Source organism: Haladaptatus paucihalophilus DX253, from assembly GCF_000376445.1.
GTDB lineage: Archaea > Halobacteriota > Halobacteria > Halobacteriales > Haladaptataceae > Haladaptatus > Haladaptatus paucihalophilus.
Window position 1 is genome coordinate 2,592,342 of record NZ_AQXI01000001.1, and the last position, 15,445, is coordinate 2,607,786.

The 15,445-nt window shown below is 62.0% G+C and carries 15 protein-coding genes; 5 read left to right on the forward strand and 10 right to left on the reverse strand.

All coding sequences use genetic code 11. From position 1 onward, the window contains the following. The first annotated feature begins 137 nt into the window (after window positions 1–137). Both B208_RS0114435 and B208_RS0114440 read left to right on the forward strand, forming a co-directional pair. Window positions 138–1,109, forward strand: a complete 972-nt coding sequence (locus tag B208_RS0114435) for a phosphoadenosine phosphosulfate reductase family protein (protein WP_007982366.1) — start codon at window positions 138–140, stop codon at window positions 1,107–1,109. Window positions 1,110–1,724: 615 nt separating this feature from the next. Continuing rightward, window positions 1,725–2,573, forward strand: a complete 849-nt coding sequence (locus B208_RS0114440; RefSeq protein WP_007982367.1) for a class I SAM-dependent methyltransferase — start codon at window positions 1,725–1,727, stop codon at window positions 2,571–2,573. A gap of 14 nt (window positions 2,574–2,587) precedes the next feature. On the opposite strand, the gene B208_RS0114445 is transcribed toward B208_RS0114440, so the two are convergent. The 3 genes from B208_RS0114445 to mutL all read right to left on the reverse strand — a co-directional run bounded on the left by B208_RS0114445 (window position 2,588) and on the right by mutL (window position 5,844). Continuing rightward, window positions 2,588–2,779, reverse strand: a complete 192-nt coding sequence (locus B208_RS0114445; RefSeq protein WP_007982368.1) for a DUF7333 family protein — start codon at window positions 2,777–2,779, stop codon at window positions 2,588–2,590. A gap of 31 nt (window positions 2,780–2,810) precedes the next feature. Beyond that, window positions 2,811–3,554 (reverse strand): hypothetical protein, encoded by a 744-nt coding sequence (locus B208_RS0114450; protein WP_007982369.1) that lies wholly within the window; start codon window positions 3,552–3,554, stop codon window positions 2,811–2,813. Window positions 3,555–3,639: 85 nt separating this feature from the next. Further along, window positions 3,640–5,844, reverse strand: a complete 2,205-nt coding sequence (gene mutL / locus B208_RS0114455) for a DNA mismatch repair endonuclease MutL (protein ID WP_007982370.1) — start codon at window positions 5,842–5,844, stop codon at window positions 3,640–3,642. A 121-nt stretch (window positions 5,845–5,965) separates the two neighbouring features. Between mutL and B208_RS0114460 the strand changes: the two genes are divergently transcribed. Next, window positions 5,966–6,253 carry a hypothetical protein gene (locus tag B208_RS0114460; protein ID WP_007982371.1) on the forward strand — a complete coding sequence of 96 codons (288 nt, stop codon included), beginning with the start codon at window positions 5,966–5,968 and terminating at the stop codon, window positions 6,251–6,253. Window positions 6,254–6,307: 54 nt separating this feature from the next. Here the strand turns inward: B208_RS0114460 and B208_RS24405 are convergent, their stop codons facing one another. The 5 genes from B208_RS24405 to B208_RS0114485 all read right to left on the reverse strand — a co-directional run bounded on the left by B208_RS24405 (window position 6,308) and on the right by B208_RS0114485 (window position 11,440). Continuing rightward, window positions 6,308–6,451, reverse strand: coding sequence for a hypothetical protein (locus B208_RS24405; protein ID WP_007982373.1), 144 nt, complete (start codon window positions 6,449–6,451; stop codon window positions 6,308–6,310). Window positions 6,452–6,512: 61 nt separating this feature from the next. Then, on the reverse strand, window positions 6,513–6,719 hold the full coding sequence (locus B208_RS0114470; RefSeq protein ID WP_018128945.1) for a DUF7576 family protein: 207 nt from the start codon (window positions 6,717–6,719) through the stop codon (window positions 6,513–6,515). Further along, the gene (locus B208_RS0114475; RefSeq protein WP_073096624.1) at window positions 6,716–6,997 is read right to left on the reverse strand and encodes a HalOD1 output domain-containing protein; all 282 of its coding nucleotides are present in this window, start codon (window positions 6,995–6,997) and stop codon (window positions 6,716–6,718) included. Before B208_RS0114475 ends, B208_RS0114470 begins: the two co-directional genes overlap by 4 nt. Before the next feature lie 90 nt (window positions 6,998–7,087). Beyond that, window positions 7,088–10,330: a PAS domain S-box protein gene (locus tag B208_RS0114480; protein ID WP_007982378.1), complete on the reverse strand. Its 3,243-nt coding sequence runs from the start codon at window positions 10,328–10,330 to the stop codon at window positions 7,088–7,090. Between the two features lie 270 nt (window positions 10,331–10,600). Next, on the reverse strand, window positions 10,601–11,440 hold the full coding sequence (locus B208_RS0114485) for an RNA ligase family protein (protein ID WP_007982380.1): 840 nt from the start codon (window positions 11,438–11,440) through the stop codon (window positions 10,601–10,603). A 186-nt stretch (window positions 11,441–11,626) separates the two neighbouring features. On the opposite strand from B208_RS0114485, the gene B208_RS0114490 reads away from it, so the two are divergent. Together B208_RS0114490 and B208_RS25205 are read left to right on the forward strand one after the other, a co-directional pair. Further along, complete coding sequence (locus B208_RS0114490; protein ID WP_007982382.1) at window positions 11,627–11,980, forward strand: hypothetical protein; 354 nt, start codon at window positions 11,627–11,629, stop codon at window positions 11,978–11,980. A 215-nt stretch (window positions 11,981–12,195) separates the two neighbouring features. Further along, window positions 12,196–12,330, forward strand: a complete 135-nt coding sequence (locus B208_RS25205) for a DUF7503 family protein (protein ID WP_449404117.1) — start codon at window positions 12,196–12,198, stop codon at window positions 12,328–12,330. Window positions 12,331–12,334: 4 nt separating this feature from the next. Here B208_RS25205 and B208_RS0114495 read toward each other — a convergent pair whose 3' ends face one another. Continuing rightward, on the reverse strand, window positions 12,335–14,413 hold the full coding sequence (locus tag B208_RS0114495; RefSeq protein WP_007982384.1) for a hypothetical protein: 2,079 nt from the start codon (window positions 14,411–14,413) through the stop codon (window positions 12,335–12,337). A 33-nt stretch (window positions 14,414–14,446) separates the two neighbouring features. Then, a complete protein-coding gene (locus B208_RS0114500; RefSeq protein ID WP_007982385.1) occupies window positions 14,447–15,136 on the reverse strand; it encodes a DUF7504 family protein in 690 nt (229 codons plus the stop codon). Window positions 15,137–15,445 lie beyond the last annotated feature (309 nt).

The following is a 15,445-nucleotide window of genomic DNA, read 5'->3' on the forward strand; positions in this document are numbered from 1 at the left end:
CGTTCGATTTTTGCCGCCGTCCCTCGTCGTGTGAGCCACGGCTCGAAAACGAGACGTATCAGGTCGATTATTTTAAATGGTTCCTCACGCCGAGCCGAAAAGCACTTTAGCGACCTAATTATATCTAATTACACGTCATGGCAAACGACTTCCCCGACTACCTCGACGTGGATTACACGGACGGCGAAGGCGAGAACCCCGAAGACTATCCCTCGCTCGAAGACAAGATCGAGAAGGCGATAGACGTCACGCGCAAGGGTCTCGAAGAGTACGAGAATCCCGCCGTCATGTGGACCGGCGGTAAGGACTCCACGCTCACGCTCTACTTCATCAAGGAAGTCGCGGAGCGCTACGACTTGGAAGTCCCCCCGGCGGTGTTCATCGACCACTACCAGCACTTCCAGGAGATTCACGACTTCGTGGACTACTGGGCCGACGAGTGGGACTTGGAGGTTATCTACGCCCGCAACGAGGACGTGGGCGGCTACGTGGACGAACACGACCTCGAACCCGGTGACGACATCGAAATCGACGCGCTCTCGGAGCACAACCAACACCACGTCCGGGAGCTCCTCGAATACGAGGAGGACACGTTCCCGTTCCTCCTCGACACCTACGTGGGCAACCACCTGCTGAAAACCGTCGCGCTCAACGACGCGCTCGAAGAGTACGACGTTGACGGCGTTATCTCCGGCGTCCGCTGGGACGAACAGGAAGCCCGCGCCGACGAGACGTTCTTCAGCCCGCGCCACGACCCCGAAATCTACCCGCCGCACGACCGCGTTCAACCCATCCTCCACTTCGACGAACCCGCGGTCTGGGACGCGTTCTGGTACTTCGTCGTCCCGGACACCGTGGAGGACTACCCCGACGACGGCTACGTCCCGCAAGGCTTCGACGACCTGCCGAACGACCTCACGCAGGACGACATCCCCGTCTCGCCCAAGTACTTCGAAGGGTTCCGCTCGCTCGGCAGCGAAATCAGCACCGAGAAGAGCGACCAGGAACCGGCTTGGCTGCAGGACATGGAGAACACCACCGAGCGTGCGGGCCGCGCCCAAGACAAAGAGGACCTGATGGAGCGCCTGCGCGACTTGGGTTACATGTAAGACCCACCTTTTACGACGGTCGCAAGTGGAAGCGCCGACGGTTACCGTCGGCGCTTCCACGGGCATCTTCACGGCTTCGCCGTGAAGGAACGAGGGAGCTTTGCTCCCTCGCATTCCCTGTAAAAGCTGGACCAAAAGCAGCAGAAGACGTTCCTGCTCGCTTCGCTCCGCGGGCTGCGACTTCCTGGCCTTCGTTCGCTCCGCTCACGAAGACATTCCTCCTTCATTTCGCAGGAACCACTCGCACCGCGAGTGGTTCCTGCTCCATTCAGTCGTCGGCCAGGAAAATCTCCGATTTTCCGGTGTCTCACAATCGCGGGGCGATTGTGATGGCTCGAAAGACCGCAGGTCTTTCCGTGGGTGAGCTAGCGACGGACGGTTGTGTCGCTTGCCGATTTTAGGCTCATTCCACTTGCGGGTTCAGTCGTCGTATCAGTCGTTCGTTTTTCGTGGTCGCGTCGCTGGTCGATTCCCGGCGGCAGTGTCATTGGCCTATCGCTCGGCTCACGTTCGTTCGCCGTTCGCTGGCCGGGATTCGTTTCGATGCAGAGACGCGTCAAACGATACCGATTCACAAAAATTGCTTTTGTTTCTTCATTCCAATCGACAGATAGAATGACGAACGACCCGCGAAACCGCATCGACCCGGCGAACTACTACGACCGCCTCGGCGAGGGCGAGTGGGAGCGCCTCGAAGAGTCGTTCAAGAATTCCCTCGAATTCGAGAACACGACCGACTATCTCGACCGCTTCTTGCCCGAATCGGGGCGCGTCCTCGACGCTGGCGGGGCCGCGGGACGGTACTCGATTTGGCTGGCCGAGAAGGGGTACGACGTCACCGTGCTCGACCTCTCGGCGGAACAGGTCGCCATCGCAAAGCGGCGTGTCGCGGAGCGCGACCTCGAATCCCGCGTCAGCGTCCAACGCGGAGACATCCGGGACCTCCCGTTTTCCGACGACCGGTTCGACGCGACGCTCTGTCTCGGCGGGCCGCTCTCGCACGTCATCGACGCCGACGGACGGGACGCGGCGGTTCGGGAACTCCGTCGCGTCGCCAAATCAGACGCTCCCGTCTTCGTCTCGGTGATGGGGTTCGTCGCCGTCGTCCAAAACCTCATCAAGAGCGCGCCGCACTTCCAGGCGGGCGTTCGACAGCTTCCCGATGTGGTCGAAACGCGGGACTACTCGCCGGAACTGATAGCGAAACACGGCATCGACGACCCGTCGTTCGTCGAGTGTCATTTCTTCCGGAGCGACGAACTCCGCCGTCTCCTCGAAGCCCGCGGCATCGCCGTCGAAGTCGTCGCCGGACTGGAAGGCCCGGCCTCGAACTTCGGAGCGAACCTCGAAGAAATAGACGAGGAGGCACAGGAGACCGTCGCGGAAGTCGTCGAAACGCTTCGGGAAGACCCGACGATTGCCGACCTGTCGAACCACATCCTCGCGGTCGGGCGGGTCGAGTGAGCGATTCGGGTCCGCTATCTCGTCGCGCGGTACTCCCCGTGTTTCACGCCGAGGAAGAGCGCTATCAGGCCGAAAACAAGCATCGAGGGTGTCACCATCATCAGCACTGTACTCGTCGCCATCGCTCCCATCCCGATGAGGCCCGCCGTACCGATGGCGACGATCGCCACCAGTGCTGCGGCGGTCACAGGTAAATTGAACTCCATACGGGACCGTTCGGCGACCGACAGAAAAGCGTTACTCCGATTTCGGGCGCATGAGATTCGCCAGCGTCACTAAGAACCCGAGGACCCAACCGACCGGCACCGCGATTCCGAACCACATACCGACGTAGGCGAGTCCTTCGAGGTCGAAGCGCGCCCGGAGTATCTCGTCGATGCCGCGGTAGGTGAGCACGTTGTTCAGCAACCACACCGCGAGGTTCGTGCTGTTGGGGAAGATGACGTTCGAGAGTGCAGGGGAGTACAACGCCGCGACGACCGGCGGCAGGAAGATAGCCGTCATCCCGGACGGGTAGGCGAACAGCACAGTCGTTATTCGACCCCTGTATCGGCTGGTGAGATACGAGAACACGGCCGCGACCGTCGCTACGCCACCTGCGGCGGCGACCGCGTAGAACCCCTCCGTCGAGAAGCGATATCTCGCCAGCGCCGCCAAGCCCCCCCAGACGACCACCGAGAGCACGATGACGCCGAGCACCCCGAGGCTCGCCGCCGTTCGGTCGATGCGACTCGTGTAGTAGCGCGCGGCGAACCCGAACAGGACGAAGGGATAGAGCAGGGCGACGACGACCGTTCCGACCACGCTCCAGACGCTGTAGGCGACTTTCCCCGTCGTACTCTGTGGTTGCCACTTTCCGAGGACCGAGTGGGCCTGCTGTCGCTGTCGCGGGAAGAACAGCGCCATCCATCCGGTGTGTAACTGTGCGATGTCGTATCGTATTGCGTCGGTGAGTCCTCCCTGACTCGTCCCGCGTGCCATACTGTGGCTCCATTCGGCCAGCCGATATGAAGGTTATCCTTACGGGTCCGAAAACGGACAGTCTCGGTCGGAGAACATGTCTTTCTCACTCGGCACGTCGTCCGGCGTGACCCGGATAGTCCCGTTCGAACCGGTCCTCGATTTCCTCCCGGTTGAACTCGATGACCACCGGTCGCCCGTGCGGGCAGGCGTAGGGGTTTTCACACTCGTCGAGCGCGGCGAGCAGACTCACCACGTCTCCCTCTCGAAGCGACGTGTTGCCGGTTATCGACGGATAGCACGCCAAATCCGAGATGAGTTCGTCGGCGACCGCCTCGGCCGAATTGGCGCCACCCGATTCGACCGAGATGAACTCGGAGAGCACGTCTCGGAGCAGGTCCGGCGAGAGTGTCTTCTCGAAGACGGCGGGAACGGTCGTCACCTCGACGGTCCTGTCATCGACGAGCGCGGCGTGAAAGCCCAGTCGCGCCAGCGCCTCGCGGTAGTCGTCGAACAGCGCCGCCTCCGCCGCCGTCAGTTCGAGTTCGACCGACGATGCGAGGACTTGCGTGGTCGTATCGCCCGCGAACTGCCGACAGAGGCGCTCGTAGTTCACCCGCTCGTCGGCGGCGTGCTGGTCGATGAGCACCAAGCCGTCGTCGGTTTCGGCGACGACGTAGGTGTCGTGGAGCTGCCCGAGAATCCGCATGCTCGGCAGTCGCTCGAACGAGGCTTCGTCCGCTTCTTTCGCTCCCTCCCCGCCCGTTTCGGGGAGCGTCGTCGTCGCCGTCGGCGCGCTGAACTTCCGTTCCGGGTCGCGGGCGGCGTCGGTCGTCGAACCCGTTCCCGCCGAATTCCCTTCCGCGGAACGTCGCTCCGTCGCCGTATCTCCGTTCGTCGTCGCGGTCCCGTTCGTCGTAGAATCGCCGCTCGTCGGTGATTCCGTACGGGATTCAGTCGCGGTTCGTTCGGTGGTCGAACCGTGGCCGCTCGACGTCGTTCGGTCCTGTTCCGTCGCCTCCGCATCACTGGATTCGGCGCGGTGGGAATCGGACGCGGCGGTCCGAGACCCCGACTTCGATGCTGTCGCCGCGTTCGACCGACCCGAGCGGGCCGTTTCCTGCCCGCGGCCGCTCTCCCCGTCGCGGGTCGTCGCATGCGACTCCGCCGCGTTCGAATCCGCCGTCTCTCCGCTCGCGTTCTTTCGCCCCGCCGAATCCCCGTCGCCGAGTTCCGACTGCACGGGTTCGGGCGTCACGTCCGTCTCGTCGGGAGCGGACCGACCGCGCGGGGCGGATGCCCGAACCAGTCCGTTGTCGAGGAGGGCGTCTTGCACGGCGTCACGAACCGCCGTCTTCACCCGCGCTTCGTCGCCGAACCGGACCTCCATCTTGCGCGGATGGACGTTCACGTCAACCGAGTCGGCGGGCACGTCGAGGAAGAGGACGGCGAAGGGATAGCGGTCGGGCGCGAGTTGGTTGCCGTAGGCATCGAGGATGGCCTCCCGAACCACCGAGGAGCGGACGTACCGCCCGTTGACGTACGTTGCGACGTACTCGCGGGTGCTTCGCGTCGTCTCGGGATGGCTGACGTACCCCGAGGCGTCCACCGCGTCCCCGCCATCGACGGCGATCATCGCGGTGGCGACTTCCCGACCGTACACCGACAGGATGGTGGACTGGAGGTTTCCGCGTCCGGTCGTCGAGAACACCTCGCGCCCGTCGTGTTCCAGCGAGAACGCCACGTCGGGGTTCGCCAGCGCGTACTGGGTGACGACGCGGTTGACGTGGGCGAACTCCGTGGAATCGGTCTTCAGGTACTTCCGGCGCGCTGGGGTGTTGAAAAAGAGGTCCTCGACTTCCACCGTCGTCCCCTCGGGACAGCCCGCCGGTCCCACACCCTCCACGTCGCCGCCGACGAGACGGAGTTCGGTGCCCGACTCGCCGCCGCGCGGTTTCGTTCGAATCTTCGTCCGCGACACCGCGCCGATGGTGTACAGCGCCTCGCCGCGAAAGCCGAGGGTTGCGACCCCGGATTCGAGGTCGTCGATGTCCCGAATCTTGCTCGTCGTGTGCTCCTCGACCGCGATTTGAACGTCCTCCCTGCTCATCCCGATGCCGTCGTCAGTGACGGCGATTCGCTCCGTCCCGCCGCCATCGACCCGCACCGAAATCCGCGAAGCGTCCGCGTCGAGGCTGTTCTCGACCAGTTCCTTGACCACCGAGGCCGGTCGCTCGACGACCTCCCCCGCCGCGATTCGCTGTATCGTCGTCTCGGAAAGCGCCCGGATGTTGGTCTCCCCGTCGCTCATTTCTCGAATCCTTTCGGCCCGACGTAATCAAGGTTCGTGTGTCGGTTCGAATCCATGTCCTTAACGAATAATAGGTATAGAATCGCAACGTTTACTCACGTTCGTCGCGTGTACTCCTGCCATGGAATCGTTTACCGAAACGCTGGAAGTCGTGACCTTGGGGAACCACGTTCGCATCGAACTCAAGGACGGGCGGGCGTTCGAAGGCCCGGCCAGTCCCATCGACTACATGCCCGACGACCGCTTCCGACTGGAAATCGAGCCGCGACACGAGAAGATTCGGCGCTGTGAAATCAGCGCCGTCTGTGTCGATGGGTCGTGGACGACGCCGGAGGTCCGCCACTACAGCCTCGGCGACGAGGATTGGACGGTCGCCGGAGAAGCGCTCGACATGGAAATCACGCGATAACTGCTGACTCGCCGTCGTCGATGGCCGACTCGACCGGTCCCTATCAAACGGCGGTCAGCGTTCGACGGGTACGGTCACGCAGGAGCGAATCCACGCGTTCGAGTTCTCGGGGTCGTACATCATCACGACTCGACCCGAACCGTCGGCGTATTCGGTACAGTGTAATTCTTCCGTTCGTTCGTCGCTGGTAGTCGTCATGGTTGGGGAGGGGGTGAGAGCGTCGCTGTCGAGCGAATCGCTGGGAACGCCGAATGGAGGTTCATTGGCGACTCCACGCCGCTTGACACGTTTCGTCGCAGAACGAGTGGAGAACGACCGACCCGTCCTCTTTCGTTTCCGTGACGATAGGATACCACGCGGTGGTGTCGATGGGCCTATCGCAGTGGGAACAGACGGGCGTCACGGACCGAGTGATGGTGACGTCACGACGACCGTCCCGCTTCTCCATTCCGGGGGTATCGTTCATGCCTCTACTTGCGAGAGGAGCGTGGCGGAGACGGTTCGATTGTCGGAAACCACCACTTCACAGCCAGCCATGGTGAAGTTGATACTGGACTCGACCTCTCGCGTTACCGATGAGGTCGGTCGGAATAGTCTGTCGAGCGCGTCCGGGTCGATGATATCGTACAGTGGTGTCATATCGGCGGGATCGACTTCGGCGGCGTCGGCGACGGCACGTATCACGGCCTCGCTAACACGTCCGTTTTTGACGGGTATCGTTGCGGTAGTTCCTCGTTCACTCATGCGTTCCACGACCGGAGGCAGGACAAGTATCGGTAAAGCGATTCCAGCTAGGTATGCAGTACCATACCGAGACTGGCGCTAGATGCCTAGCTACTCGACCTCGTAGAGCCGGTCGAATAGCTTCCGCTGGGCGGTTCGGAGGTGGTTGATGAACGTCGGTTGAGTGATGCCGAGGGACTTCGCGACTTCCTGCCCAGTGGTGCCGCGAGGAGAGTCGAAATAGCCGCTCAGGTAGGCCGTCTTCAACACCTGTTGCTGCCGGTCGGTGAGACCTTCTTCGAAGGCCGCACGGCAGGTTTGAACCGTCTGTACCGGCCGTTCCCGGTCGCGCCGTGCGGCGAGTTCGAGCCCCGAGTAGCGCGTCCGGAGCGTCTCGACGAGTTCTCGGACCTCCGTCGTGGGCGGGACGGTAACGACCGCCCGGATTCGCTCCTCGGTGGCGGTTATCGATTCGGGTACTGCACCCCGTTCCCCGAACACCGACGGAATGAGTGGCTCCGTCACCGTGATTTCGAACAGCGCCTCGTCGTCGCGTTCGGTAACGGGGCGACTGCGTTTCACCGCGATGGCCTCGTCCAGATACGCCTCGACTGCATCGACATCCGTCCCGTGGACCGTGATGAAGAGGTGGTCCGTCTCCTCGTCGTTGACGATGCCTTCGTAGGTGACACGGCAGTCGAGGCTCGTGGCGAGTCGTTGGAGCAAGTCGTCGGAACCGGTGACCCGAAAGTCGAGTTCGACACTCCGGTCGGTCAACAGGCCACGCTTCGTTTCGAGGGCGTCGATGGTGTACGCGATGGTCTCTCCGAGTTCGGTGAACACTGCCTGTGAGAGCGCGTCGAACGCGTTCGAGCGCGTCGCGTACACCATCAGAACGCCGTAGGAGTACTCCCGGTAGACGAGCGGGATTCCGATAACCGACTGATAGCCCCTCGTGAGCGCTTCGAACCGCCACGCCTCGCGTTGGACGCCCCCGGCCACGTTCATTACGGTCGTGAGGGAACCGTTTTTCACCGTACTCACCGCCGGTTCAACCGTCGTCGAGTCCGCCTCCAACTCCAACGAAACACTGTCCAAATATCCGCGCTCCATGCCGGACCACGCTTCCGGGACGACCTTCGATGTCGCTTCGTCGAGCGTGCCGACCCACGCCATGGAGAATCGGTCGGTCGCGGCGAGGCGCTCACACACTTCGTCCACGACGTCCGAGCGAGAGTCCGCGAGGACGAGCAGATGTTCGATGTCGCGGAGCAGTTCCGTCGTCTCGTGCAATCGTTCGAGACGAGCGGCCTGTTCTTCGAGTTCGTGCTCCCGTTTGCGGAGCGCGGCCTCTCGGCTCACCCGGTCGAGCGCGGCCTGCGTCGTGGCGGCGAAGACGGTGGCCAGTTCGACGGCGTCAGTTTCGAACGTTCCCGGTTCGTCGTCGACGGACATGAACACCCCGTGGTTCCCGAGCGGGACGTACAGCCCGCTCCTGAGACGCGTCTCCGGATTGTATACGTGTTCGGACTCTCGAACGTCGTCGAACACCCGCGTCTCCCCCGTGGCGAACACCTGCCACGTGATGCTCTCGCCCGCTTCGAAGGAAACCGGCGGTCCGACGAGCGGTGGGACGTCGTCCGAATGGGCCACCGGTTCCAGCGTGTTCGTCTCCTCGTCGAAGAGGAAGACGACGACGCCGGGGAGGTCGAGCACCGACGCACCCGCGTCGGCGGCGATTCGTGCCACTTCCTCCGTCGAGGACGCTTCGAGCATTTCTTGTGTCGCAGTGTGCAACGCCGTGAGCGCCTGCTCGTGACGCATCCGCGCGGTGACGTCCATCGAGACGCCGATGACACCCGTCACCTCGCCGTCCTCGTCGTGCATCGGTTGGAACCACGTCTCGAGATGCAGGTTCTCCAGTTCGTGGACGGCGTTGACGGGTTCTCCCGAGAGCGCCCGCCGAACGTCGGCGATAGCCTCGGGATATTCGGAGAGGCTGTCGAAAACCGACTCGCCGATGACCTCTTCGGAGGACGTATCGAATGCGGCCAACCCACGACCCTCACAAAGGGTGTACCGTCCGTCGGCATCGAGCGCGAACAGGATGACCGGAACGTTCTCGACGACCGATTCGAGGCGCGTCTTGGTCTCTTCGAGTTCGCGCTTGCGCTCTTTCCGCTCGGTGATGTCTGTGTACACGGCGTAGGACTGCTCACCGGATTCGCCGGGGTGAACCGGAATCGACCGCAGGAAGAAGTCCCGGACGCCGTCGGCCGTCTCGCGCCTGACCTCGTCCTCGATGTACTCCCCTGCTTTTACCCGGCGATTGATAGCTTTCCCTTCCGCGGCGAGTTCCGTCGGCAGAACCACGTCGTCTATCGAGCGACCGACCATCTCGTCTACGGGGTAGCCGAACGTCCGCTCGAACGCGGCGTTCACCGATCTAATCGTCGGAACGTCGCCCTCGTACTCGCAGTAGACGGTTGCGTCACCCGAATCCTCGAACAACGCCGCGACCCGGTCGCGTTCGAGTTGGAGACGCCGTTCGCGCTCGACCCGTTCAGATATGTCGCGCATGACTCCGACCGTTCCCTCGAACGTGCCGTCCTCGGATGGAAGCGACGTGAATCGCACTTCGACGGGAACCGTCTCGCCGTCGGCCCTCCGAATTTCGATTTCGTACGTGCCGACGTCCCTCTCGCCGTCGAGAAGGCGTTCACGCTGTCGAAACGCTTCCGAGACGGTTTCGTCGTCCGAAATGAGCGACCCGTGAGCGCCGACGAGTTCGTCCCGACCGTACCCCGTCAACTCCTCCATCGCTTCGTTGACGGCGAGAAGATAGAACTCGTCGTCCAGCGCGTAAATACCGTCGTTGACGGTATCGAACATCGTTTCGTACCGTTCGAGGTCGCGTTCGTGCGCCGTCCGTTCTGGCGGTTCCTCGGCCAACTCGGCGACGCCGAAGAGATGGTCACTTTCGGGGAGTCGAACCAGGTGGCAGTCACCGGACCGTTCCCGCCCGTCCGCCGTGACGAAGCCGACGGAGACGGTGGCGTTGCCGTCATCGAGCGCCGTGGTACACGCGGCGTCGAAGCGTTCGCGGTCGGATTCGGTCACGAGGGCTCCGGCCCGCTGTGAGGCGAGGTCGGTCTCGGAACGTCCGGTCAGGTCGGCCACGCGGTCGGACCACCACGAGAGGGGTTCCTCGTGCCGGAACGCGAACGCGAACACCGCGTCGTCGAACGCCGAGAACAGTTTCGTAAGCGACCGAGAATCATCACCGAAACTCGACACGAGGGCGTCGAACCCGTTGACGTTCTGCGACGTCCGGTTGTCGGGAAATGACGTCATTGAATCATCCCCCTCGATAACGAGGGTCGTTGAGGGATAGAATGGGTGGCACGGTCATGAATCCACTGCTCGTCGTGCCGCCCGATTACGACTTCTCATCGTGAATTCTCCGCGAATCGAAATAAATGCCGATTTAAAAACACGTTCACCACTATCCGCGACCGGTTTCACAACCGAACCGCCATCGAACAGAACGGCCGTAGCGGGTCGTGGCTCGTCCGGCATTCGAGCCGTTTACGCGCTGCTCCTCGACTATCGCTCATTTGACGACTAGTTCGAACGCTCGGCCACGAACTCGCTCGCAAGCGCCGCGAGTTCCGAGCGGAACGCCCCCTCGTCGAAGTCCGCGGCGTCGTGAAACAGACGGTCGTGTTCCTCCCGAACGATGTCCTCGAACACGCGGTCGTAGAGGGTATCGACCGTAACCGCCCGGTTCCGGGCTTCGACCGCCGTCGCAACCGTCCGGAACCGGCGATCGGTTGCGAGTTCCGTTGCGACTTCCTCGGCGGGTCCCTCGACGGGTTTCACGTCCGTCGTCGCCTCCACGTTCGGGTGTGTGAGTTCCGCCCGCTCGCCCGTCTTGTTTCTGATGACGACGCCCGCCGCGGGCCCGTCGTACCAGTTCGACTCCGGAATCTCGTAGGCGTCGGGGTCGAAATCGACCGCTCGAACCTCCTTTTGGACGGTATTCACGGGATTGAGCCCGAGTCGTTCGTACACCTTCTCGACGGCATCAGGCGGGAGAAACCGCTCCTCGTTCGTCTCCCAGATGTCGTAGCCCAGAAACGACGGCGTGCGACGCCACTCGTAGTCGATGGTTCGTTTGACCGTCGCTTCGCCGAAGAAGACGACGGATTCGACGTCGCCGACCGCGGCGCGCAACGCCTCGCGGTCGAGGTTCTCCCGGAGGTGTCGGATCAGATGCTGGTATCGAGCAGGGAGTTCTCCGGCTTCGTAGACCCGTTCCCGGTCGCCGACGCGAATCACGCCGGACTCCTGCAGTTGGAAGCGGACGCCCCACCCGTCTATCTTCTCCTGAATCCAGAGGTGGCCTCGTTCGAACAGGGCGGATGCGGCGTCGGCGCGCGGAATCGATGGATACCGTTTCATGGTGTTGGGTGGCGGTACAGGCGGCGGGACGGGCGGCGGTCGGTGCGGGCGGCGGACTGCTGTGAAACGGTAGCGGCGCGGGCTACTCGTAGTTTTTCATGCATCCTCCGCTCTTCGTGTTCGACTCGTTGCGACAGAACGGTCTTCTGGGATTCGTTCCTCCCTCCGAGGTAGTTCTTCCCCACGATGTGCGCGAACCAGTTCAGTCCGGCGCTGTCGCAGGTGCTCGGCTCAGAAGCGCGGTGTGACCTGTTCGCCGTCCTCGTCGAGCGTCGCGGCGAGTGGCTTACCGCCGCCGAGTGGTGCGACCAAGCGGGCGTTTCGCGCTCGGGTTTCCACCGCGACCACAAATCCCTCTTCCTCGGGTTCGACCTCGTTGCCCTCCGAGACGGTGGCTCGGACGCCAGCACCCATCCGACCTATTCCCTCGCCGACACCGAGCAGGCCGACCTGCTCGCCGACCTCCACTACGCGCTGGAGGACGAACTCGAAAACACCGGTCCCCTCCTCTCCGCTGCCCTCGACGGATTCGTCCGATAGCTCCGTCGGCCACCGCGCGGAATCGTATTCTGTCGGTATTTACACGACACGAATGTGTCGGAAGGCATTCACGAATCAGCCGTATCCCGTCGATTCGACCGGGAATAGCGCGTAAATTCACCATTTTGTCGTATATAATTTCGTTTATTTATATATTACATGGGTGAGTAGCTTTAAGAAAAGTCTACATTTATGTGGACAGTCGGTTTGATTGCATGTCGGAGGACAACCTACAATCGTATCTCGCACAGCACCCACGTATGATAGGCGTTTTGTTCGCTATCTGCGCACTGTTAGTACAAGTGGGAAATGTCATGGCTGCATCAGGGAATGCATCAAACGGACCATAGAATATTATAGATCAGTGACTGAAAGTTCGTCACTCCAGTGAAGTTCCCTATCAATTTTCACAGGTAGTAATTCAAGCTGTAATGCTTGCTTAAATTCAACAGTTGATAACCGAAATTGTGCAAATGAATCTGAAGCAAGATACCGTTTAACAGATCCTTCTATCTCTGAGGACATGATTGTTCCTAAACCATAGTTGGATGTTGGAAAGGCAGAATGTTTGAGTAAAAACTCGTCACCGTCTCGGCTAACTCGATACATCATCGGAGTTCCGCTTTCACTCTGACACAGCGTCACGCCACCGTCTCCGACCGTGACGTATTCGACGCCGACGACCAACTCCTCTTTCGCAACGCTGAGGGCGGCACGAAGCGAGAATCCACAGTTCAACAGTCTGGCGAGCGAACGGCCGATCTTCGTCGCCGAGGAGTTGACGACCTCGGCGAGGGTGACGACGCCGCCCTTGCTCCCCTTCTGGACGAGGGTTTCGCCCTGTCGGTACGAGCGGCAGGCGTTCAGCAGGAAGGCATCGACGTTAACCTCCGAGAGGGAATTCGCGTCGAGCGACCCGTCCGAACAGTGGAAGCCGTCGTCGTCAACGTGGCCGATGTAGTGGATGAAGTCGGCGTCGGACCGGAACAGGGTCGCCAGTTCGTCCGTCGTCGTCTCCTCGTGAATCGACACGTCGAAGGCGACGAAATCGCGGAGTCCGTAGAATCGACTGACGACGTTCTCCTCGTCCATCGACACGTCGTTGCAGACGACGTGGACCGTCAGCGCCGACTCGTCCGGCGCGGTGTAATCGTCCTTCTGACGCAACGACTCTATCGACACCTTGTTGGCCCCGATGGGATAGCCGTTGCCGACCCATGCGTGTTCGATGGTGTCCGCCGACTCTATCTGAAACAGTTCGTCGTCGCCCCAGTCCCACGCGTCGTCCGCACTCCGCGTGAAGTCACCCGCCGCGACCGCCGTGCGCGTGAAGTCGTCGAACATCTTCGGCTTGGGCCGCGAGGTGTACGTATCGGGGTGCTGTGGCGTTCGCAACAGCGACAACTCGCTTGCGAAGTGCGGGAGCGCGGGGAGCGTCTCCGCCGTCGGTACCACGTCCGTCGTGAGGTGCCAATCGAGGATGTGCGGTTCGAGCGTCTCGAACGGAACCGAGAGGTATTCGGGCAGTTGCTCCGCGAGCGGTCGGTCGTACAGGTCGGCGAAATCGAGGTCCACCAGCGGTTCGACCCGCTCGCGCTCGTGCAGTTCGACCTTGTAGTAGCCCTCCGTCCGCGTGAGACAGTCGAGGAAGAACACCTGCCGGAGGATGCGGTTGACGGTGGCTTCGTACCCGCCAGGTCCCGAAAGCGAGCGTTCGAACTCCCCGACCCGCAATCGCGGCGCGTCGCCGACGACGAGTTCCGCGCCGAGGTAGTACGCCAGCGACGCCGCCGGGTACACGTAGCTCCGTTCGGGCGGCAGGACGAGTTCGACGCCCGTATCCGGCCGCTCGATGCCGTCCGGTACGTCGAAGGACTCGCCTCGCTCGATGAGGGGTGGATGGCCGCGAAGCGTCGGAAACGACCGCTCACAGGTCGTCGTCTTCAGCGCCGACCCGAGCAGTGAGAGGGCGGCCATCGCGTCCTCCACGTCGTCGGTGACGGTGATGGTCCCCGCGGGGCGTTCGTGGAACGACCGCGCGCCGACGCGCGCCCGGCGACGCCCGTCGAACCGAATCATGGCGGACGTTTCGCCGTGGTCGAGCACCAGCGAACTCTCGACCGCGATGTAGAGCTTCATCGGCGTGCTCTGCACTTCGAGCAGGTAGTCGTCGAACGGGAGTTCCAACCCGTCGAACGTCGTCGCGTCGGTGACTATCGACCCGTCTTGGGTGCGGACCACGACCGAGAGGTGATTCGGAATCTCGATGCCCGCCGCCTCGAACCCGACCGCCGCGTCGATGGGGAAGTAAAACCCCGTCGTCCCGGCGGGTTCCATCGCGGGAGGGTCCTCAGTGTAGAGTTCAAATCGGGCGTTCTCGACGGGGTCGAAGATGGTGAGCCCGGAACGCCGGTCGAGTGTATCGAACTCCATGTGTCTGATTCTCTGTTGTATGCTTCGGGAGGATTATAGCTCTACCCACACCGTCGTTTTGTCGAGTTCCGGGACGTGCCAGCGCTGTTCGGCCTTCATTCCGGGGTTCCGTCGAAGTTCGATTCGCGCGTCGAACAGCGGTGTCAGGTTGCTCACGACGTCCTCCTCGTCTGCCACCCGAAGGTGATAGTGTGCCATCCCGTGAACGCCTCGAACGGTCGCGCCGAGGGTACGGAGGGACTGTTTCGTCGCTCGCATATCCCGCTGAATGAGCGGGAAGAGCGAATCGACGCCGACCCGGAGTTCGGCGGGAGCGAGACCGTTCTCGCGCTCTTCGTAGTAACTGATGGCCGTCTGGATTTCGTCCCGGAGTTGGTGTACGTCGTCTTTCTCCGGCGGGTCGAGATAGGACGCCGCCGACGTCGCGGCGGCCGGAATCGACCGCTCCCCGTTTCGCTGGTCGATCATCCACGTCGTCGCGTCGGCGGCGGACGCGTGCTTCGGAAGCCGGGATTCGGGGCTGTCGATGGTTCGGTCGATGAGCGCGAGGATTCGATACCGTCGCTCCCCGTAGCCGAACAGCACGCGGGTCGCCTTCGCGGAAATCCAATCGGGCACGTTCCCGGTCACGAGAATGTTGCTTCCTCGCTGTTTCAACCGCTGTAACCACGTCTGAAAGTTCGAATCGGGTTCGTCCCCCCGAAACCGGAGCTCCGAAGTCATGCCGATTATATTGGAATTCTTCCAAATAAATATTCCGAGTTAGATAAGTCGGAAGGAATAGAGCCCCGTCCGCCGTCGGTGAGGTCTCCCGTTCGACGCTTCGCGGCCGCTCCCTCGGGTCTCGCTTCCCCGCGTTCGGCCGCTTTCGAACCGTTAGTTCGGACATGTGTCATTGATGGTTGTACGATTGGTCAGTTGTTAGGACAAGCACGGATGGGTCGATACCAACGGCGTGCCGGTATCTCTCGTCGTCCACGAAATCGAACTACGCTCCTCGATTCTCCGACGTGTATTTCATACTCTGTTTGT